Source organism: Streptomyces sp. MST-110588, assembly GCF_022695595.1.
Lineage (GTDB): Bacteria > Actinomycetota > Actinomycetes > Streptomycetales > Streptomycetaceae > Streptomyces.
Window position 1 is genome coordinate 1202510 of record NZ_CP074380.1, and the last position, 19441, is coordinate 1221950.

General features: G+C 71.4%; 16 protein-coding genes, 1 tRNA gene and 2 pseudogenes. 5 read left to right on the forward strand and 14 right to left on the reverse strand.

What is annotated here, in order from left to right; translation table 11 throughout:
- Positions 1-174 precede the first annotated feature (174 nt).
- The 4 genes from mshC to KGS77_RS05460 all read right to left on the reverse strand — a co-directional run bounded on the left by mshC (position 175) and on the right by KGS77_RS05460 (position 3912).
- On the reverse strand, positions 175-1404 hold the full coding sequence (mshC, locus tag KGS77_RS05445) for a cysteine--1-D-myo-inosityl 2-amino-2-deoxy-alpha-D-glucopyranoside ligase (RefSeq protein ID WP_242579030.1): 1230 nt from the start codon (positions 1402-1404) through the stop codon (positions 175-177).
- Positions 1405-1538: 134 nt separating this feature from the next.
- The gene (locus KGS77_RS05450) at positions 1539-2450 is read right to left on the reverse strand and encodes an SCO1664 family protein (RefSeq protein ID WP_347404440.1); all 912 of its coding nucleotides are present in this window, start codon (positions 2448-2450) and stop codon (positions 1539-1541) included.
- Positions 2450-3040: a DUF3090 domain-containing protein gene (locus tag KGS77_RS05455; protein ID WP_242579034.1), complete on the reverse strand. Its 591-nt coding sequence runs from the start codon at positions 3038-3040 to the stop codon at positions 2450-2452. The genes KGS77_RS05450 and KGS77_RS05455 overlap by 1 nt, the downstream gene beginning before the upstream one ends.
- A gap of 173 nt (positions 3041-3213) precedes the next feature.
- Positions 3214-3912 (reverse strand): histidine phosphatase family protein, encoded by a 699-nt coding sequence (locus tag KGS77_RS05460; protein WP_242579036.1) that lies wholly within the window; start codon positions 3910-3912, stop codon positions 3214-3216.
- A gap of 97 nt (positions 3913-4009) precedes the next feature.
- Here KGS77_RS05460 and corA point away from each other — a divergent pair.
- Positions 4010-5022 (forward strand): annotated as a pseudogene (gene corA, locus KGS77_RS05465) (magnesium/cobalt transporter CorA).
- A 120-nt stretch (positions 5023-5142) separates the two neighbouring features.
- Here the strand turns inward: corA and KGS77_RS05470 are convergent.
- Together KGS77_RS05470 and KGS77_RS05475 are read right to left on the reverse strand one after the other, a co-directional pair.
- Positions 5143-5931 carry a ferritin-like domain-containing protein gene (locus KGS77_RS05470; RefSeq protein ID WP_242579038.1) on the reverse strand — a complete coding sequence of 263 codons (789 nt, stop codon included), beginning with the start codon at positions 5929-5931 and terminating at the stop codon, positions 5143-5145.
- Between the two features lie 280 nt (positions 5932-6211).
- Positions 6212-7261: an LLM class F420-dependent oxidoreductase gene (locus tag KGS77_RS05475; RefSeq protein ID WP_242579040.1), complete on the reverse strand. Its 1050-nt coding sequence runs from the start codon at positions 7259-7261 to the stop codon at positions 6212-6214.
- Between the two features lie 127 nt (positions 7262-7388).
- On the opposite strand from KGS77_RS05475, the gene KGS77_RS05480 reads away from it, so the two are divergent.
- Positions 7389-8372: an aldo/keto reductase gene (locus tag KGS77_RS05480; RefSeq protein ID WP_242579042.1), complete on the forward strand. Its 984-nt coding sequence runs from the start codon at positions 7389-7391 to the stop codon at positions 8370-8372.
- Positions 8373-8686: 314 nt separating this feature from the next.
- Complete coding sequence (locus tag KGS77_RS05485) at positions 8687-11188, forward strand: helix-hairpin-helix domain-containing protein (protein WP_242587304.1); 2502 nt, start codon at positions 8687-8689, stop codon at positions 11186-11188.
- 187 nt (positions 11189-11375) lie between these two features.
- Here KGS77_RS05485 and KGS77_RS05490 read toward each other — a convergent pair whose 3' ends face one another.
- Entirely contained in the window at positions 11376-12110 is a 735-nt protein-coding gene (locus KGS77_RS05490; protein WP_242579044.1) for a hypothetical protein, read from the reverse strand.
- A 47-nt stretch (positions 12111-12157) separates the two neighbouring features.
- On the opposite strand from KGS77_RS05490, the gene KGS77_RS05495 reads away from it, so the two are divergent.
- Complete coding sequence (locus KGS77_RS05495; protein ID WP_030252120.1) at positions 12158-12346, forward strand: DUF5703 family protein; 189 nt, start codon at positions 12158-12160, stop codon at positions 12344-12346.
- A 214-nt stretch (positions 12347-12560) separates the two neighbouring features.
- Here the strand turns inward: KGS77_RS05495 and KGS77_RS05500 are convergent, their stop codons facing one another.
- From KGS77_RS05500 to KGS77_RS05510, 4 genes and pseudogenes are all read right to left on the reverse strand, one after another.
- On the reverse strand, positions 12561-13232 hold the full coding sequence (locus KGS77_RS05500; RefSeq protein WP_347404441.1) for a chaplin: 672 nt from the start codon (positions 13230-13232) through the stop codon (positions 12561-12563).
- Between the two features lie 50 nt (positions 13233-13282).
- Positions 13283-13459 (reverse strand): annotated as a pseudogene (locus tag KGS77_RS34890) (chaplin); the annotation flags it as partial.
- 148 nt (positions 13460-13607) lie between these two features.
- On the reverse strand, positions 13608-13841 hold the full coding sequence (locus tag KGS77_RS05505) for a chaplin (protein WP_242579046.1): 234 nt from the start codon (positions 13839-13841) through the stop codon (positions 13608-13610).
- A gap of 153 nt (positions 13842-13994) precedes the next feature.
- Positions 13995-15329: a M20/M25/M40 family metallo-hydrolase gene (locus KGS77_RS05510; RefSeq protein WP_242579047.1), complete on the reverse strand. Its 1335-nt coding sequence runs from the start codon at positions 15327-15329 to the stop codon at positions 13995-13997.
- Between the two features lie 236 nt (positions 15330-15565).
- On the opposite strand from KGS77_RS05510, the gene KGS77_RS05515 reads away from it, so the two are divergent.
- Positions 15566-15653 (forward strand) — tRNA-Leu (locus KGS77_RS05515).
- Between the two features lie 845 nt (positions 15654-16498).
- On the opposite strand, the gene KGS77_RS05520 is transcribed toward KGS77_RS05515, so the two are convergent.
- From KGS77_RS05520 to KGS77_RS05530, 3 genes are all read right to left on the reverse strand, one after another.
- On the reverse strand, positions 16499-17146 hold the full coding sequence (locus KGS77_RS05520) for a hypothetical protein (RefSeq protein ID WP_242579049.1): 648 nt from the start codon (positions 17144-17146) through the stop codon (positions 16499-16501).
- Entirely contained in the window at positions 17139-18392 is a 1254-nt protein-coding gene (locus KGS77_RS05525) for a hypothetical protein (protein WP_242579051.1), read from the reverse strand. The genes KGS77_RS05520 and KGS77_RS05525 overlap by 8 nt, the downstream gene beginning before the upstream one ends.
- 64 nt (positions 18393-18456) lie before the next feature.
- Complete coding sequence (locus KGS77_RS05530; protein ID WP_242579052.1) at positions 18457-19161, reverse strand: HAD-IA family hydrolase; 705 nt, start codon at positions 19159-19161, stop codon at positions 18457-18459.
- Positions 19162-19441: the final 280 nt, after the last annotated feature.

Consider the following 19441-nt stretch of genomic DNA (forward strand, 5'->3'; position numbering starts at 1 on the left):
GGGAGCGCCCCGCAGGACGGATGCGCAGCCGCAGGCCGCAGCGGCCGACGTCGCCCGGCCACCGTCACCCGGCTGCGGTCACCTGGCCGAAGCCGTACGTCCACGACCGCGGTCGCCCGGCCGAAGCCGTACGCCTACGGTCACGGTTGGCCGCCGCAGCCGTACGGCCGAAGCTCACAGCGCCACGCCGAGCAGCGCGTCCACCGCCCGGGAGACCAGGCCCGGCGCCCCCTCGTCCGTACCGCCGCCGGCCTGCTGCGCCGCGGCCCAGCGGTCGACCGCGGCGAGCGCGGAGGGCGAGTCCAGGTCGTCGGCCAGCGCCGCGCGGATCTCCTCCAGGAGGGCGTCGGCGGACGGGCCGTCGGGCCGGGAGACCGCGGCCCGCCAGCGGGCGAGCCGCTCGACCGCCTCCTCCAGCACCGCGTCGGTCCACTCCCAGTCGGCGCGGTAGTGGTGGGCGAGCAGGGCCAGGCGGATGGCGGCCGGGTCGGTGCCGTCGTGGCGCACCTTGGAGACGAAGACGAGGTTGCCCTTGGACTTGGACATCTTCTCGCCGTTCAGGGCGACCATCCCGGCGTGCACGTACGCCTTGGCGAAGGGGTGTTCGCCGGTGAGGGCCTGGGCGTGCGAGGCACCCATCTCGTGGTGCGGGAAGGCCAGGTCGGAGCCGCCGCCCTGCACGTCGAAGCCCATGCCCAGGTGTTCCAGGGCGATGGCGACGCACTCGATGTGCCAGCCGGGCCGGCCCCGGCCCAGCGTGCCGCCGTCCCAGCTCGGCTCGCCGTCGCGGGCGGCCATCCACAGCATCGGGTCGAGGGGGTTCTTCTTGCCCGGCCGCTCCGGGTCGCCGCCGCGCTCGGCGGACAGCAGCCGCATCGCCTCCGCGTCCAGGTGCGAGACCTCGCCGAAGTGGGGGTCGGACTCGACGGAGAAGTAGACGTCGCCGTCAAGTTCGTACGCCGCGCCCGCGTCCCGCAGCCGCTCCACCAGCGGCACGATCCCGGGTATGGCTTCGACGGCGCCGACGTACTGGCGCGGCGGGAGCATCCGCAGGGCGGTCATGTCCTCGCGGAAGAGGGCGGTTTCGCGTTCGGCGAGTGCCGTCCAGTCGTCCCCCGTGTCGTTGGCCCGCTTCAGGAGGGGGTCGTCGACGTCGGTGACGTTCTGCACGTAGTGCACCTGGCGCTTCGTGTCGAGCCACACGCGCTGAACCAGGTCGAACGCGTTGTAGGTCGCCGCGTGCCCCATATGGGTCGCGTCGTACGGCGTGATGCCGCAGACGTAGATGCGGGCGACGGGACCGGGGGCGAGGGTCACCCGTCCGCCGGTCGCGGTGTCGTGGATCCTCAGATCGCGGCCCTGGCCAGGCAGGGCGGGGACCTCAGAAGCGGGCCATGCATGCATGCCATGAGCCTAACCGGATGCATGTTCCGTATACGAACCGGATCGGGGATCTTGGCCGAAGAGACGGTCTTGCGCTGCTCGTAGGAGAGGTGTAAACGGCCGTTCCGATGCGGTCAGCCGTCACGGACGGTGGATCACACAGGGGGCCAGGGGATCGGCGGCCAGTCGCCGCCGGGCACCGGGTGGGTGCCGGTCCGTATCAGGCCGGCGACCCGCTCCCGCAGCGCGTCCAGCTCGGCCGCGGTGATCAGCTCGGCCAATCGGGCGGCGAGCGGCGCCCCGGCCGCCAGCTCCCGCGCCAGATGCCCCAGCACCTCCACGGCCTCCGAGGTCAGCGGCTCGCCCGCCCACCCCCACAGGAGCGTCCGCAGCTTGTCCTCGGCGTTGAAGGTGACGCCGTGGTCGATGGCGAAGAGCCGGCCGTCGGCGGTGGGCAGCAGGTGGCCGCCCTTGCGGTCACCGTTGTTGATCACCGCGTCGAGGACCGCCAGCCGCCGCAGCCGGGCGTCGTCGGCGTGCACGAGCAGCGCCGTACGGCCCTGGCCGACCTCGGCGAAACCGACCGCCTTCCAGCCGGGGGCGGGCTCCTCCTCGTCGGTCAGCGCCAGCAGCTCGGCGCCCTCGCCCGGGGGCGCGGCCTCGATCCACTCCTGGACCATGCCCTGCCCGTACGGGCCGTCCCGCAGCACCGTCGTGGGGATCAGCCCCCAGCCGGTGGCCCGGGAGACCTCGTACGCGGCGACCTCCCGCTGGGCCAGGGTGCCGTCGGGGAAGTCCCACAGGGGGCGCTCGCCGGCGACCGGCTTGTAGACGCAAGGGCCCGAGGCGCCCTCATGGGCGACCGTGCAGTACAGCACGGCGTTGGACGCCTCGCGCACCTGGCCGCGCACCGTCAGCTCGCCGTGCGCCAGCAGCTCGGCGGACAGCCCGCCGGCACCGTCGGAAAGGCTGCCGGCCGGCTGCTGCGCGGCCCGCTCCGTGGTCTGATCCGCTGTTTGGCCGGTGGCCTGGTCGGTGGCCTGGTCGGTGGCCTGGTCGGTGGACATCACGCGTCCCGGCGGTATCCGTTCTGGCGCGGACATACGTGTCCCTCCGGGTCGAGCGGCAGGCTGCACAGCGGGCACGGCGGGCGGCCGGCGTTGACGACTTCCAGGGCCCGCTTGGCGAACGCCCTGGCCATGGTGCCGGTGAGGCGGACCCGCAGCATCGGCGGGCCGTTCTCGTCGTCCTGGAGGAGCCGTTCCTCGGCCTCGGCGAGGTCCTCGTCCGTATCGGCGTCCAGTTCGACCAGCGCCTGGGCCTCGACGATCATGCGCTGCTCCTCGCCGTCCCAGGCGAGTGCCATCGTGCCGACCCGGAACTCCTCCTCGACCGGGGACTCCAGCGGCGCGGTGTCGGACAGTTCGGTGGGGGCGACGGCCGGGACGGGCGCGTTGCCGCCGCTGCGGCGCACCACCTCGTCCAGCAGCTCGTCGATGCGCTCGGCGAGCGCCGCGACCTGGGTCTTCTCCAGCGCGACGCTCGTCGTGCGACCGGAGGCGGTGGCCTGAAGGAAGAAGCTGCGACGGCCAGGCAACCCGACCGTACCGGCCACGAAGCGGTCCGGCGCGTCGTAAAAGAACACCTGACGGGACAACGTCCTGCTCCGTTTGCTCGACTGCGGGGTCACTGCGGGGATTGCTGTTGCAAAGACTGCTACTGCCTGCTACTGCGGGAACTGCTGCGGTCGCTGCGGCTCCTGCGAATGGTGCGCGGACCGCAGGGGGCGTGACGGGCAGCGCCGTCGCACCACCCTACTGCGCCCGCTGATCACGGTGCTCCCGCGCCACCGCCGACGGCCGCGTCGCGTGCGTCGGCCGCCGAGCTCCCGTCCTCGCGGGGCGCCAGGCCGGCGAAGTCGCCGGTGTCCCCGAGCCGCAGGAGATAGGGCCGCAGTCTGGTGTAACGGATCGCGGTGAGCGAGCAGGGCTCGACCGAGATCCGCTGGAAGTGGTCCAGGTGCAGCCCCAGGGCGTCGGCGACCAGCGACTTGATGACATCGCCGTGCGAGCAGATCACGTACACCGCCTCGGCGCCGTGCTCCTCCTCGATCCGGGCGTTCCAGTCGCGTACCGCGTCCACGGCCCGGGCCTGCATGCCCCGCATCGACTCGCCCCCGGGGAAGGCCGCCGCGGACGGATGCTGCTGGACGACCTCCATCAGCGGCTCGTCGTTCAGTTCGGTGAGCTTGCGGCCCGACCACAGACCGTAGTCGCACTCGTTGACGCGTTCCTCGATGTGCAGCGGCAGGCCCGGCCGGGAGTCCAGGAGCGGGCGGACCGTCTCCCGGCAGCGCTCCAGCGGGCTGCTGACCACGGCGGCCAGCGGCAGTTCCGCCAGCCGGCCGGGCAGCGCCCCGGCCTGGGTCAGGCCCCGCTCGTCGAGCGCCACATTGGGCATCCGGCCCGCCAGCAGGCCGGAGGTGTTCGCGGTGGAGCGGCCGTGCCGCACCAGGATCAGCGTGGGCATGGCTGCCACCCTACGTGTCCGGTACGCGTTCCCGGCGCCCGGATCCCCCGGCCCCGGCCGCACGCATTCCTGGCACGAGCCGGGGCAGCGGGTGAGAATGCGCAATGTGATCGTGGACTGTGCCATCTACCGCGACGGCCGCCGCACGGAGGGGCCGCACAACTTCTCGGCAGCGCTCCGCGAGGCGCGCGCGGAGGGCCACTCCTTCCTGTGGCTCGGTATGCACGAGCCGACGCGGGAGGAGTTCGACCGGGTCAGCAGCGAGTTCGGGCTGCACCCACTGGCGGTGGAGGACGCCCTGAAGGCCCACCAGCGGCCGAAGCTGGAGGTGTACGACGACTCGCTGTTCATGGTGCTCAAGCCCATCAGTTACGACGACGCGGCGGAGACCGTCACCGCCACCGAGCTGATGCTCTTCCTCGGCGACTCCTTCGTCGTCACGGTCCGGCACGGCGACGCCAGCCCGCTCACCGCCGTACGACAGCGCCTGGAGCACGAGCCGGAGGTGCTGCGGCACGGCCCGACGGCGGTGCTGTACGCGGTCAGCGACGCGGTCGTGGACCACTACATCGAGGTGGCCGCCGAACTCCAGGTGGACCTGGAGGAGTTGGAGACGGACGTGTTCGCCCCGGACCGCACGGACAGCAGGAACACCGCCGCCGAGATCTACGCCTTCAAGCGCGAGGTGCTGGCGTTCAGGCGGGCCACCGGGCCGCTGGTCGAGCCGATGGCGCGGCTGCAGAGCGCGGGGTGCCGTTCGTGCACGACCAGGCCCGGCCGTTCTTCCGGGACGTGGGTGATCACCTGGCGCGGGCGAACGACTCGGTGGAGGGGCTGGACCGGCTGCTCTCGGACATTCTCTCCGCCCACCTGGCGCAGATGGGGGTGCGCCAGAACGACGACATGCGCAAGATCTCCGCGTGGGCGGCGCTGGCGGCCGTACCGACGCTGATCGCCGGGGTCTACGGCATGAACTTCGAGAACATGCCGGAGCTGAAATGGCACTACGGCTATTTCGCGGTGCTGCTGGCGATGGTGGCCATCGAACTGGGGCTGTACCGGCTCTTCAAACGGCGGGGTGGCTGTGAAGGTGCGGCTGTGAAGCCGTAGCTGTGAAGGCTGGCCCGCTCGGGGTACGTGGCGGTTGAGGGCGGGCCATGGGGTACGCGTACGGCCTTCGATGCGCGCCCGACGCCGGCCGGCCTTACCCGCGCACTCCCCCTGCGGCCGTTACGCGAACTCCGCCGCCGATGTGGCCGGTCCGCCCAGCGCGTCCCGCCGTTGGGGCATCCGCAGTGTGACCAGCCGCCGCCAGCCGCCCAGCCGTTCGTAGACGTACATCGCGCGGATGCCGGCGGCGAGCACGGCGGACTTGGCGCGCGACCAGCCCAGGATCCGGCCCATCCGTTCCATCACGGCCAGACTCACGTCCCGGTAGACCTCGATCTCCACGAGCGCGCTCTCGCGCAGCGCGCCGCGTATCAGCGGACCGTGCCCCTGCGCGGACAGCCGCAGCAGTTCCTCGTGGCAGTAGGCGAGGTGGTTCTCCTCGTCCTGGGCGATCATCCGGATCGCCCTTCCCAGCTCGGGGTGGTCGCCGAAGTGGGCCTTGAGCATCCCCATCTGGGCGGCGGCCCGCTGCTCGGTGACCCGGCTGTGGGCGAGGTAGAGGACGATGTCCCGCTCGGTGAGCGGTTCGTCGCGGCGGAGTTTGTCGTGTGCCAGGCCGATGCCCCGGCGCTCCAGGAGCAGGGTGTAGTCGGTCGCTTCGGGGACCTCTGTCTCCTCCAGGCCGCGCTTGCGCAGCAGCGCGCGGAATATGCGGCCGTGCTTGTCCTCGTCGGCGCCGTGCCGTGCCACTTTGGGGGCCAGCGCGCGCTGGGACTCCGGCACCAGCGCGGCGATCCGGCCGTTCTCCCATCCGCCCTGTGCCTCGCCGCTGGCGGCGATGGAGCAGAAGAGCCGGTAGGACTCGTCATGTCCGACGATCTCCTGGAAGAGACCTCTGGCTGAGAGCATCCGCGCCACCTCACTTCCACACCCACACAGCCGCACCGATACAGCCATACGGAGACGGCCGCACCGAACAGCCGCAAAGAAAAAGTAAAGTGCGAGGGGGCGCCGAGGGCAACCGCTGGGTCGGCCAACTCCCTCGAACGGATGACGTACGGGCGTGCGTGGTACGTAACCCCATGGGCGGCCGGGGCGTTGTGCTGGACGACGGCCGTGGCGGGGAGACCCCCGAGCCCCCACCACGGCCGGAGACTTCGCCCGCCCGCGGCCCGTACGGCAGCCTGTATCACGCCAGACCGGCGCGCTCCAGGGCCTCGGTGCCGGCGCGCAGCGAGGCGAGCCGGTCCTCCAGCGTGAGCCCCGCGGGGGCCAGCGTCAGCGTGTTGACGCCGGCCGCCGCGTACGCCTGCATCCGCTCCGCGATCCGCTCGACCGGGCCCAGCAGGGTGGTGGAGTCGATCAGCTCGTGCGGGATCGCGGCAGCCGCGCCCTGCTTGTCGCCGGACAGGTACTTGTCCTGGATCTCGGCGGCTTCCTTCTCGTACCCCATGCGCCGCGCGAGCTGGTTGTAGAAGTTCTGCTTGCGGCTGCCCATACCGCCGACGTACAGGGCCGTGTACGGACGGAACATGTCGGCCAGCGCGCGCACGTCCTCCCCGACGGCCAGCGGCAGCGTCGGACAGACGTCGAAGCCGTCCATGGTCTTCCCGGCCTTCTCCCGGCCCGCCCGGATGTGGCGGACCGCCGTCTCCTCCAGGTGGTCGGCGGAGGGGAAGATCAGCAGCGCGCCGTCCGCGATCTCACCGGTCTGCTCCAGGTTCTTGGGGCCGATCGCGGCAATGTAGAGCGGGATGTGTTCGCGCTGGGGGTGAACAGTGAGCTTCAGCGGCTTGCCGGGACCGTCGGGCAGCGGCAGCGTCCAGTGCTGCCCCTGGTAGGACAGCCGCTCGCGGGTCATCGCCCGGCGGACGATCTCCACGTACTCACGGGTCCTGGCCAGCGGCTTGTCGAACTTCACGCCGTACCAGCCCTCGGACACCTGCGGCCCCGAGACGCCCAGGCCCAGCCGGAAGCGCCCGCCGGAGAGCGAGTCCAGGGTGGCCGCGGTCATCGCGGTCATCGCCGGCGTACGGGCCGGGATCTGGAAGATCGCCGAGCCGACGTCGATCCGCTCGGTGTGCGCGGCGACCCACGAAAGCACGGTCGCGGCGTCGGAGCCGTACGCCTCCGCGGCCCAGCAGACCGCGTAGCCGAGCCGGTCCGCCTCCTTCGCCACCGCGAGGTTGTCCGCGTCCATGCCGGCACCCCAGTAGCCGAGATTGATCCCGAGCCTCATGCCGCTCCCCTTACCGATCAGTAACGTCGCTGTCGCGGGGACTCTAGCGCGCGAGGTCGCGGGGCGTCACCGTCAAGTTGTCCACAGGCACCCTTCGCCCGGTGGCCCGGCCACTAATCTCGGGCGCATGGAGCAAAGGCACCTCGGCCGCACCGGCCTGCGCGTGTCCCGCATCGGCCTGGGCACGCTCACCTGGGCCCGGGACACCGACGAGCGTGACGCCGCCGACCAGCTCAAGACGTTCTGGGAGGCCGGCGGCACCCTCGTGGACACCGCGGACGTGTACGCCGACGGGGGCGCCGAATACCTCCTGGGCCGGCTGACCGAGGGGCTGGTCCCACGTCGCGACCTGGTCATCGCCACCAAGGCCGGCAGCGTCCTGGACGCCCGCCGGCGCTGCGACGGCTCCCGCCGCCATCTGCTCTCGGCCCTGGACGCCTCACTGGAGCGGCTGGGCACGGACTACGTCGACCTGTGGCAGCTCCACACCTTCGATCCGTACACACCGCTGGAAGAGACGCTGCAGGCCGTGGACACCGCCGTCGCCAGCGGGCGGGCCCGCTACGCGGGCGTGGCGGACTTCTCCGGGTGGCAGCTCGCCAAGGCCGCCACGTGGCAGCTCGCCGCTCCCGACATACGGACCCGGCTGGCCGGCACCCAGATGGAGTACTCCCTGCTCCAGCGCGGCATCGAGCGCGAGGTGCTGCCCGCCGCCCTCGACCTGGGCATCGGGGTGCTCCCCTGCTCGCCGCTGGGCCGCGGCGTCCTCACCGGCAAGTACCGCCACGCCACCCCCGCCGACTCCCGGGGCGCCTCCGAGGACCTCGCGCCATTCGTCGCCCCGTACCTGGACGAGGCGGCGAGGCGCATCGTGGACGCGGTGGCCATCGCCGCCGACGGCCTCGCCGTCACCCCGCTCCACGTCGCCCTCGCCTGGGTCCGCGACCGGCCGGGAGTCACCGCCCCGATCGTCGGCGCGCGCACGGCGCAGCAGCTCAGAGCCTCGTTGTCAGTGGAGACCCTTAGTCTTCCTGACGAGATCCGCCGGGCGCTGGACGATGTGTCGGCCCCGGTGCACCACTATCCCGATCACGACTGGAGCACGCTGTGAGTACCGACCGCCTCGCCGGCGAAGCCGCGCCCGACCATGAGGCCGGGGCCGGCGTTCCGCAGGACCGGTCCGCGGGCGAGCCGTCCGGCGCTCCGAACGGCACGGCGTCCGGCGCCGCGTCCGGCAGTCCGTCGTCGGCCGACGCCTCGGAGGTCAGCGGGCAGGGCGCGGCGCCGGACGCTTCGCAGGGAGCGGAAGCGGTTTCGCGGGAGACGGCTTCGGCGGGGACGGATTCGGCGGAGACAGATTCGGCGGGGACGGCTCCGGACGGGGAGACGGCTGACGCGACGGGTTCGGGGGAGGCAGCTTCGGACGTGGCGGCTTCGGGAGAGGGACCTTCGGACGTGGCGGCTTCGGGGGAAGCGCCTGACGCGCAGGCTTCCGAGGGGGCGGCTTCGGACGAGGCGGTTCCGGGCCAAGGTGCTCCGGAGCGGGCGGACGGCCAGAAGCCCGGGGCCGGGGCCGGTGCCGCGGCGACGGCGGCGCTGGTCGCCGCGGTACGGGCCGTGGAGCGCGGCGAGCGGTCGGCGGACTCCTTCTTCAACGACCGTGCACGGCCCGCCGCCCGGCGCCCGCGGGACCCCCAGGCCGCGCACGCCGCGCAGGCTCCGCACGCCGCGCAGACCCCGTACCCCCGACAGGCTGCGGACGCCCCGCAGGCTCCGGGCGGCGCCCCGGCGGGCCCCGCGCCGCACACCGTACGGCCGCGCGCGGAGGGCGGCGCTCCGGAGCAGGACCGCCCCGCGCCTCCCGCAGCCACCGGCGCCGGTGCCGCGGGCGCCACCGCCGCGTACGCGACCGGCCCCATGGGACAGGCCCCCGCGCACCCGGACGGGGCGGGGCCGCTGGCACCGGGCATCGACGGCGTACGGCAGGTCCTCGCGGCGGGCGGCGCGCCGGAGTCGCTGGCCGGGAAGACCGCCGAGGTGCTCGGTGAGCGGGCGGCGCAGGCGCTGCGCGAGGACCCCTGGCAGTTGCTGGCCGTGCCCGGCGTGCGTCCTGAACAGGCCGACGGGTTCGCCCGGGCGCTGCTCGGCCCCGCGTGCGGGCCCGCCGACGAGCGGCGCGCGCAGGCGCTGGTCGGCTGGCTGCTGGAGCAGGCCGCGGTGGCGGGCCACTCCGCCCTGGAGGCCCCCGCGTTGCGTGCCGCGCTCGCCCAGCGCTCCGTACCGGACCCGGACCAGGCCCTTCAGCTCGCCATCGCCGACGGCGCCGTACTGGTCTTCCAGGACGCCATCGAGACGCCCTCGGGAGCCCGGCCGGCGGCGCCGGAGGACACCGACGAGGCGGACGAGCCGCCGGTACGGGTCCTGCTCGGGCTGGACCGGTTCGCGATGGCCGAGGAGAGCGTCGCCGACGGCCTCGCACGGCTGCTGAACACCTTCGACGAGGCGGACGCCGGAGCGGCCCCGGCCACCGGGGCCAAGAGCGACGACGGGAGTGACGGTGGCGGAGCCGGGGACACGGCGGCTGACGGCGTCGATGCCGCGCCCGGCACCGCCTCCGGGCCCGCTCGTCCCGGCGCGGAGGACTGGGAAGCGGCGGCTGCCGCCGCTCCCTCCCCGTCCGCGGCCGAGCTGATCCGTGCGGCGGCCCGCGCCGGTCTCGTGACACACACCGGTGCGCAGGCGGCGCGCGCCGAGCCCGCGGCGCTGGTCGCCGCGGCGCGTGCGATGGGCCTGCGGGCCTACGGTGCCACGCACAGCGCGGACGGCCGCCGCCGGCTCGGCCGCCTGATCGCCGAGGCGGCGGGCCCCGAGGGCACCGGCCACACCGACACCGCCACCGACACCGACACCGACACCACCACTGATACCGACACCGATGCCGACGGGGCGGCCGTCACCCTCGCCGGGCTGCTGGCCGGACGCGAAGGGCCGGGACGGGATGCGGACGGGGCGCTCGCGCTCGACCTGCTGGTCGTGCTGGACGCGCCCCAGTTGGACCTGGAGACCGCGGCGGCCCTGGTGGAGTCGCTCGCGGACGGCACCCGGCTCGTACTCAGCGGCGACCCCGGTGTGCTGTGGTCGGCCGGGCCCGGCAAGCTGTTCGCGGATCTCCTGGCCGCGCGCTTCTGCCCGCACGTCGCCTCCCGTACGCCCGACTTCGGCCCGATCGGCGAGCTGGTGTCCGGCGTGGGGATCGGTGAGCTGAACCAGGTCGAGGCGCCCGGCAAGGAGGTGGTGATCGTCCCGGTGCGCGACGCGGGCGAGGCGGTGCACCGTACCGTCCAGCTCGTCGCCGACTCCGTGCCGCGCGCGATCGGCGTACCGCCGGAGCACACACGGGTCATCACGGTCGGGCACGGCGGCTCGGCGGGCACCCGGGCGCTCAACGCCGCCCTCAAGGAGCGGCTCAACCCCGGACCGGGCCGCTTCGGCGGCTTCGACCCGGGTGACCGGGTCGCGTACTCCCCCGCGCCCGGCCGCACCGTGGAGGCCACGGTCACCGGCGCGGACGCCGCCGGTCTGCACCTGGACTGCGGTGGCTCCGCGCTCGTCGTACCGCGCGAGCGGGTCACCGGCGGCGCGGTACGGCACGGCTGGGCGCTCACCGCCCACCAGGCGGCCGGGATGCGCTGGCCCGCCGTCGTGGCGGTGCTGCCCGGCGACGCCGCCAAGGGCCTGACCCGCGCCTGGGTCTACACCGCCTTCAGCCGTGCCGAGCGCCATCTGTCCGTCGTCCAGGGCGTGGACCAGGCACTGGCGCGCGCGGTCGCCGAGATTCCCGTCAAGGACCGTACGACCCGGCTGCGGACGCTCCTGAGCCTGCACGGCGACCAGCCCGCCGGGAGCCCCATGTCGGCCACCGGCTGAACCGTACGGAGCCGGGCCGCCCCGCGCGGCCCGGCTCCGCCCTTCACCACACCCACGGACACGCGGTCAGGCGGTCACGCGGTTCCCGCGGGCAGGACCACGTGACCACACCGGCGCCACGGCACCGACGCACCACCTGCCTGCTTCCGCGGTCCCGCCCGCGCCCTGCCGCCGGAACCCGGCGCTCTCAGCGCTCCCTGTCGAGGACCTCCAGCGCGTCCTCGTCCTCGACATCCTCCTCCTCGACATCGTCGTCCTCGTCGTCATCGTCCACGCCCAGCTCCTCGTCGAAGACGGAGCTGACGTCGAAGCGGCACACCACGCGCTGCGGATCGGCCTGGTCGAAGGGGGCGGACAGCCACTCCCCCGGCTCCGGGGGCTCGTCGGCCGCCGTCACCCAGAGCGTGGAATCACCCTCCTCCAGCCCGAATTCCTTGTGCCGGGAGGCGATCTCGTCGGGTTCGTACTCCCCGAAGAGCACACCCAGCGCGGCGTGCACGCTGCCACCCACCACTCCCGCCGCGGCCCCGTTGCCGACGCCGGTGTCCGGCGGGGCGCCGACGGCCGAGTCCGGGTCGAGGTCGGCGATGCGCTGCGCCTGCGTCAGCAGCCGCTGCGGTTCGACCACGGCGTAGTCGCGCCGGATCAGCACGCTCAGCGCACTCGGTTCCTCCGGCCCCGCGTACGCGGGCAGCGTGTCGTTCCCCGGGATCTCGAAGGGGGTGACCTCGTCATAGGTGTCGTACAGCAGCTCGTCGTACGCCTCTGCCGCCGCGGCGAGTTCGTCGAACGCGGCATAGACCGCCGGATCGTCCTGCCCTGAACGGCGTTCGACCGCATCGAGGTGACGGTCCAGCGCGGCTTTGACCGCCTCGGCGGCGGCACGTACCTCGGCAGCGGAGGGCTGCGCAGCATCAGACATAGTGCAGACGCTATCCGTACCGGGGCGTGTCCCGCACAATAGATGCGATGCCGGAATACGAATTCTGCGATGTGTACGTGCCTCGGGGGGTCTCCCGCAAGGCCGCCACACGCCTGCTGACCGACCATGCCGAGTACGGACACTGGGAGTTGGACCGACTTCGACTCAATCCCGACGGCAGCCGCAAGGTGCGGCTGCGCCGCCGGATCATCCGACAGATCCGCGCCACATGGTGACGGTGCACCGGCGCGCTCAAATGATCATGCCTGGAATCGGTCAGGGACCGATCAGGGCCGGACGGAGCGGGCCCGCGGTCGCGGGACCCGCTCCGCCTGTACCGAACCGGTCATGACGGCACCGGCTGCCGGATGACGGCACCGGGCGCCGACCCCTTCGACATCTTCAGGGATACGTCCGGTTCCTCAGGAATGCATCCTCGTACGCGCCGTCTCAGACGCCGGGCGTGCGGGCCGTACGAGACGTACGGGCGCGCCGGTAGAGCACCGCGCCGCCGAGCAGCAGGCCCGTGCCCGTCGACAGGGCGAGGCCGAGCTGTCCCGCGCCCGTCTGCGCGAGCTGTCCGATGCCGGTGAGCGGGGTCAGGCCGGAGCTGCCTGCCGCCTCGACATCATCGGCCGACGCATGCCGCCCCGGCCCGCTCCGCGCATCCGGCGAGCCCGGTGCGGCGCGATGCCGCCCCACACCTGCGTCATCGGTTGTGCCCGTGTGGCTCTTTTTGCCCGAGTCCTGAGCGTCCCCGGGCCCGCCCGGATGATCCGAGGCCGGCGGATGATGCGGCCCTGGCCCCTGCGGATGACTCGGACCGTCCGAGTGCCCCGGGCTGCCCGGCCCGTGCGGATGCTGTGGGCCGGACGGCGGTGTCGCCGAGCCGTTGGAGCAGTGGTTGCCGCTCGTGGAGTTGCCGGCCCCGATGACCGTGACGGTGTTCCCGCAGGCGTTGACCGGCGCGTCGACCGTCGCCTGGATGCTGTTGCCCGACAGGATGCCGGGCGAGTTCTGCGTCTGTCCCCCGGCCCGGGTGGAGCCGTGCCCGCCCCTGTCGGTGAACCGCCGCTGCCGCCCCCACTGCCGCCGTGCGACGCGCCGGACCCGTTGCCACACGAATTGCCCGTGGCGGGGTTGAACAGCCCGACGACGTCGACGGTGTTCCCGCAGGCGTTGACCGGTGCCTCGACGGGAATTTGTACCGTGTTTCCGGACAGCACTCCTGGTGAGTGCGCCGTGGCGCTCTGCGCGCCGGATTCTGCGTGCGCGTAGCCGCCTGCTATGGCAAACATACCGCTCGCGGCTGCCACTGTGAGCAGCCCTTTCTTCGCAACCTGTCGCATAGATCGCTCCCCTGCCTTCTACCTTCAGGAATGCGCGCGGGAAATTCTTTGGTCCCCCGCCCGCCAAAATACCCAGCGGCCCCGGAGCGAAAAGAAAAAACGCTCCGGAGCCGACCGGGGTTACACCCTCACGGGTTGAGACGCAACGTCAGTCGTTGACGCAGGTGTTGCCGAAGGCGGGGTTCAGCAGCCCGATGATGTCGATGGTGTTGCCGCACAGGTTGATCGGCACGTGAATCGGCACCTGGAGCATGTTGGCGGTGAGAACACCCGGGGAGTTGACGGCGGCAGCCTGGCCACCGGCGTCGGCCACAGCCAGTCCCGCACCGGCGAGCACAAGGCCCCCCGTGACTGCCGCAGCAGCGACGACCTTCTTGATCATTGTTCCTCCTCGTTGACAATGCGATCCCAGCCGCGAACCGCACTCCCTGCAACGAGAAGGGAGCGTTGAAGCTACGAGAGTATCGCTCCGTTCACTCCATTCAGTTAAATACGCACGCCCGAACGATTATCTCCCGGCATGTCGCTCGACACGTCAGCTCTGGTCGATGAAACGGTCCAACACCCGTGCGCCGAACTTCAGCCCTTCCACCGGAACCCGCTCGTCCACACCGTGGAACATGCCGGCGAAGTCCAGCTCCGGCGGCAGCTTGAGCGGCGCGAATCCGAAGCAGCGGATTCCCAGGTCGTCGAAGGACTTGGCGTCCGTACCACCGGAGAGCATGTACGGCACGGCCCGCGCGATCGGGTCCTCCGCCTGGAGCGCCGACTGCATCGCGTCCACCAGTGCCCCGTCGAAGCTGGTCTCCAGTGCCTTGTCGGCGTGGATGTCCTCCCGCTTGACGCGCGGCCCCAGAACGCGGTCCAGGTCGGCCAGGAACTCCTCCTCGTACCCCGGCAGGAAGCGCCCGTCCACGTGCGCGGTCGCCTGCCCCGGGATGACATTGACCTTGTAGCCCGCGCCCAGTTGCGTCGGCGCGGCGGTGTTCTGCAGCGTAGCCCCGATGATCTTCGCGATGCCGCCCAGCTTGGCGAGCGTCTCCTCCATGTTCTCGGGGTCCAGCTCGGTGCCCAGCGCATCGGACAGCTCGTCCAGGAAGGACCGTACGGTCTTGGTCACCCGCACCGGGAACTTGTGCCGCCCCAGCCGCCCGACCGCCTCGCACAGCTCCGTGATCGCGTTGTCGTCGTTCGTCATCGAGCCGTGGCCGGCGGTGCCGTCGACCGTCAGCCTCATCCAGTGCATGCCCTTCTGGGCCGTCTCCACCAGATAGAGCCGCAGTTTCTCGTTGACGGTGAAGGAGAACCCGCCGACCTCACCGATGGCCTCCGTCACCCCCTCGAAGAGACCGGGATGCTTGTCGACGAGGTGACGGGCGCCATACGTACCCCCCGCCTCCTCGTCGGCCAGGAAGGCCAGCACGATGTCGCGCGGGGGTTTGCGCCCGGAGCGCATGCGGTCACGTACGACCGCCAGCGTCATGGCGTCCATGTCCTTCATGTCGACCGCCCCGCGCCCCCACACGCACCCGTCGGCGATCTCCCCGGAGAACGGGTGGTGCGTCCAGTCCTCGGCGTTCGCCGGTACGACATCGGTGTGCCCGTGGATGAGCAGCGCGGGCCGCGAGGGATCGGCGCCCTCGATACGGGCCACCGTCGACGCCCGTCCTTTGTGGGACTCGAAGATCTGCGGCTCCAGCCCCACCTCGGCGAGCTTCTCCGCCACGTATTCGGCGGCGGCCCGCTCCCCCGGGCCCGAGTGGTCGCCGTAATTGCTGGTGTCGATCCGGATCAGGTCGCGGCACAGATCCACGACCTCGTCCTCGCCACCGACCGTACGGCCCGGCTGGCCCGGCTGTGACTCGCTCACACTGCCTCCTCATGGTTCACGGCCGCGCCGCACCCCCGAAAGGGCACGGTCCACGGCGGGGTCCACCGCCATCCTCCACCCCGCCGCCGCCGCACCCAAGGCCGTAATCCCCCCGACACACGCAGGCCACAGCCCCGCACCCCCTCCCCCGCCGCACCCCGCCGTGATCGACCACCCCCGAACGTTTGCTATTGTTTTCCTCGTCGGAACGGCCCAGGCCGCGAAGACAACACCTGGTCCGGGTGGCGGAATGGCAGACGCGCTAGCTTGAGGTGCTAGTGCCCTTTATCGGGCGTGGGGGTTCAAGTCCCCCCTCGGACACCAGCAGAGACCCCACTTCGTGTGGGGTTTTTCTTTGTCCCGGTCTGTGGCGTGACCGGCCACGTGACCAACAGCCGAGCGATTCTCCTGGTCAGACCAGTAATGCGTGCCGTCGCCGGCGGGCGGAGACCTTCTCCAGGTCCTGGGGGCCGCCTGCCTCGCCCGTACCCGCCCGAACAGCACGAAGCCAGTTCGCGGAGGAGCCACCCGTTCGGAACCGACACGAATGGGCCCGCAGAGGGAGAGCCTGTCCGCAAGAAAGAGGGCTGCCCGCCCGCAAGGACCTCGCACTGCCCGCTCTCAGACAGTGCTGCCGACGTCGATTCCTGAGCAATCGTTCAGCGGCGATCAATTTCGTTGTTTGCGGTGACGAGCGCTATGTGGCGAAGTCGTGCCGCCAGGGGCATTGCTTACCGGAGCACCCGCCGCTTCCTCCAAGACATCCGATGCCTCCCGGGCTTCAGCAGCTTCAGCAACTTCCGATGTGTCAATGCCGTGGCTGGTTTGGGGCGCGGCCACCGCTGGCGCCATCGGTGTCGGCGTGGTGACGGGGTACGGCGTGTTCCGCCGTCGCCGCGACACCGCACGCTGACCGATACCCCCAAGACCTCCGCAGACATCCCTCTCGGGCACCGGTTGGAGCCCTACGGTCTTTCGCGGACCGTAGGGATCTTTTTGGCATGCGGTGATTGCGGCGATGGTGGTGGTCCCGGTGTTCCGTGGCGTGTGCGGGCCGCGTGGTGGAGGCGTTCAGGTGTGGGCGTACAGGCTGTTGCGTACTTCGGATATCAGGGTTCGGCGGTAGAGGCGTTGCCAGGGGGACCAGTGGGGGTGGTCTCCGTGTGAGGTCAGGAAATGGGGTTCTTCGGTTCTGCGTGCGGTGTGGCCGGGGGTGCACAGGGGGTTTCGGCGGGTGGAGGCCGGGAGGATCGGGGTTGGTGGGTGGGGTCGTGGGGGTGGGGAGGGGCAGGGGGTGTGGGGTGGGGGGCTGGGAGGTTCAGGTTGGTGGCGGTCGATCGTTCGTCGTGGTCGATGCGGAGGATCAGATCGTCCGGTCGGAGGGCCGTGGCCGGCTGTTGCCGCGTTGTCAGTTCGGCGAGAGCGAGCGCGCGGGTCTTGATGTGGAGGGCGGAGCCGTTCTCGCGTCCGGCGAGGGCGGCACACAGGAAACCGCGGACGGACAGCACCTCGCAGCCGAGCATGCTCAGCACGTTGTCCCTGCCCTCGCCCGGCGGCTGCTCATCCCCGTGGAGCAGGGAGGCGAAGCGTCCGGGTACGGCGGGGGCGTACGCGCGCAGCGTCTCCTGATCCGCGCCGCAGTCCCGGCAGGGCACGGCCTTGAGAAAGAGGTGCGGGTGGCGGGGGCCGACGGGAGGGGCGGGCAGGAGCTGGGCGGCGGCCTCCCGGCGTGCCAGGCCGCGCAGCGCCGAGTCGACCGGCCCGGCCGACTGGGTGGGCCGATCCGGCCCGGGCGAGGGCAGTGAGTGGTCAGACATAGGATTCCTGCCTCGGTTGGGGGCGTTCGGCGTACTCGGCCCGGTACGGGGTCCGGTTCCGGGCGTACGAGATGCCTTGGTGTACCGCCGCCACGGCGATGTCGGTCAGGTGCCGGACGCCGTCGGCGCCGGGGGTGCCCGGACCGCGCGGCGGCAGGCCGGATCTGACCCAGGTGTCCAGACAGGCCCGGAGCATGGCCGGGGCGGCGGGGTGCGGCGGTACCTCGCCGTACGGCGGGTCGAAGAGGTGGGCCGCATCCGCTCCGAGGAGAAAACCGGCCGCCCAGGTCTCGAAGGCGAATTCGCGGTATGTGGCGTATGCGGCGTGGTTGGTGTGTTGGGCCTGTTCTCCCTGTTCTGTGCGCTTGGTGTGCGGCGGGAGCGTGGCATGCTGCCACGCTTCGGTGATCTCGGACGGGGCGATGCCGAGCAGTTCCAGCCAGTCCTGCCAGTACCAGCCGAACAAGTGGTCAATGGCCTCACCGGTCTCCGGCCGCTCGAACCGGATCAGACAGCCGGCCGGGGCGAGTTCGACCGAGAAATCCACAGGAAATCGCCGGTGCGGGGGCGGGGCATGCCGGTTCGCGGGTATGTCGGTCCGCCACTGTCCGGGCACCGGTTCGCATGTTCCGGCGAACAGGACGGAATTCCTGGCGCCGTGGCTGTCGTTGCCGGCCAGGCTCTGGTCGCCGCCGTGTTCCAGCAGGGTGGGGAGCGGAGCCCATACCTCGATTCCCCGTTCGCGGCAGAAACGCGTCACCAGTTCGTCGTCATCGACGAAGGAGTCCGGGAAGCCGGCGAGGAACGCGGCCAGTTCTTCGGCGTGCCGGGCGGGGAGCACCAGTCCGAGCGTCGGGGTGTACTCCCTGGACGAGAGCCGCACCCAGGAACCGCCCGCCACGATCGCGCGGCGGGCCAGGTAGGAATTGCGCGGACTGTTCCAGTTCACGTACAGGGCGATGGCGCAGTCGGGGCGGCTCGTCACGGCCTCGTGAAGGAGTGCGGCGAATTGCGGGCAGGGCAGTACGTCGTCCTGGAGGACCACGTGGTGGGTGGATCGCGCGTCCACGGCCGCCCAGGCCCTTTTCGCCGTACGCAAGGGGCTGGGCGGCCCGGTCGGGCGGGGGTCGCACACGACGTCGACAGCCAGCGGAGCACATCTCTCCACCAGGCCGGGAATCCGTTCTTTTCTTGACGGGTGGTGCATGACAGCCAGACCGATGCGCAGGGAACTGTCGCGTCCCATGAGCGTCCCCCTTCAATGGATGGTTTCGGGTGCTTCTGCTGATATGGGTGGTCGGCCGAATCAGTCATTCGGCGAACGAGAGGTGAAGAGGGGACCGGTATCTGGAAACGTTACCGATGTGAGCGCCGGGGACGGCGACCGGGCCGGTGTCCATTTCCGTACGGACGGGGCGGACGCCCAGGAAACTCGGGATGCGTGTGACGCCGTAGCCGGCCGGTTCCGCCATGCCCACCATGACGGCTTCCATGCCGGCCTTCACGGCGGCTCGCACGCCGGAGTCGGCGTCCTCGAACACCAGGCACCCTGACGGCGCGACCCCCAGCATGTCCGCCGCCAGGAGAAAGCCTTCCGGGTCGGGTTTGCCCTGGTCGACGTCTTCCGCCGCCACCAGGACCGCGGGGACCGGAAAGCCGGCGGCGGCCAGTCGCCGCTCGACCACGTCGCGTTCCCCGGAGGTGACCAGGCCCCATCTGCCGGGCGGGAGTTCCCTCACCAGTTCCAGGCTGCCGGGGGTGGCCGCGATGCCTTCGACGTCGGTCAGCGAGCGCTCCCGCATCCACGCCAATTCACCCTCGACCGCATCGCGGGACACCCACTCGGCGATGATGTCACTGTCCCGGCGGCCGTGCCAGGAATCCAGCACTTCGTCTTCCGGCAGGCCGTTGCGGACCGCCCATAACCGGGTGTGCCGCTCGATGACTCCCATCGAGTCGACCAGCGTTCCGTCGATGTCGAAGAGAATCGCATCGCCCCGCCAGGACCAACTCACAACAAACACCTTCTTCATGAGGGAATACCAGGAAACACGAAAGAACGGGGAAAATATTGCGACGGTGGGCACGGGCCCGTCCCACGTACCCGGCACCTGTAAAATGTCGTGACGTCACAGATGTCGTCGGGGAGGGTCCGCAGTGCTTGAAGTCGCACCGGATACACCAGATAAGGCGTCACCCGTCACCGGAACACCGCAATTGGCGCGTTCCGTCAATGACCGGGCCGTTTTGAAGCTCTTTCTCGCGCACGGCTCCCTCAACGGGGCCCAGCTCGCG

Excerpts from the sequence above, each read along its gene's own strand:
- KGS77_RS05490 (WP_242579044.1), bottom strand. The coding sequence starts at position 12,110 with ATGTCTGATGCTGCGCAGCCCTCCGCTGCCGAGGTACGTGCCGCCGCC.
- KGS77_RS05475 (WP_242579040.1), bottom strand. The coding sequence starts at position 7,261 with ATGAGGCTCGGGATCAATCTCGGCTACTGGGGTGCCGGCATGGACGCG.
- KGS77_RS05450 (WP_347404440.1), bottom strand. The coding sequence starts at position 2,450 with ATGTCCACCGACCAGGCCACCGACCAGGCCACCGACCAGGCCACCGGC.
- KGS77_RS05460 (WP_242579036.1), bottom strand. The coding sequence starts at position 3,912 with ATGCCCACGCTGATCCTGGTGCGGCACGGCCGCTCCACCGCGAACACC.
- KGS77_RS05480 (WP_242579042.1), top strand. The coding sequence starts at position 7,389 with ATGGAGCAAAGGCACCTCGGCCGCACCGGCCTGCGCGTGTCCCGCATC.
- mshC (WP_242579030.1), bottom strand. The coding sequence starts at position 1,404 with ATGCATGCATGGCCCGCTTCTGAGGTCCCCGCCCTGCCTGGCCAGGGC.
- KGS77_RS05470 (WP_242579038.1), bottom strand. The coding sequence starts at position 5,931 with ATGCTCTCAGCCAGAGGTCTCTTCCAGGAGATCGTCGGACATGACGAG.
- KGS77_RS05520 (WP_242579049.1), bottom strand. The coding sequence starts at position 17,146 with ATGTCTGACCACTCACTGCCCTCGCCCGGGCCGGATCGGCCCACCCAG.
- KGS77_RS05505 (WP_242579046.1), bottom strand. The coding sequence starts at position 13,841 with ATGATCAAGAAGGTCGTCGCTGCTGCGGCAGTCACGGGGGGCCTTGTG.
- KGS77_RS05495 (WP_030252120.1), top strand. The coding sequence starts at position 12,158 with ATGCCGGAATACGAATTCTGCGATGTGTACGTGCCTCGGGGGGTCTCC.
- KGS77_RS05525 (WP_242579051.1), bottom strand. The coding sequence starts at position 18,392 with ATGGGACGCGACAGTTCCCTGCGCATCGGTCTGGCTGTCATGCACCAC.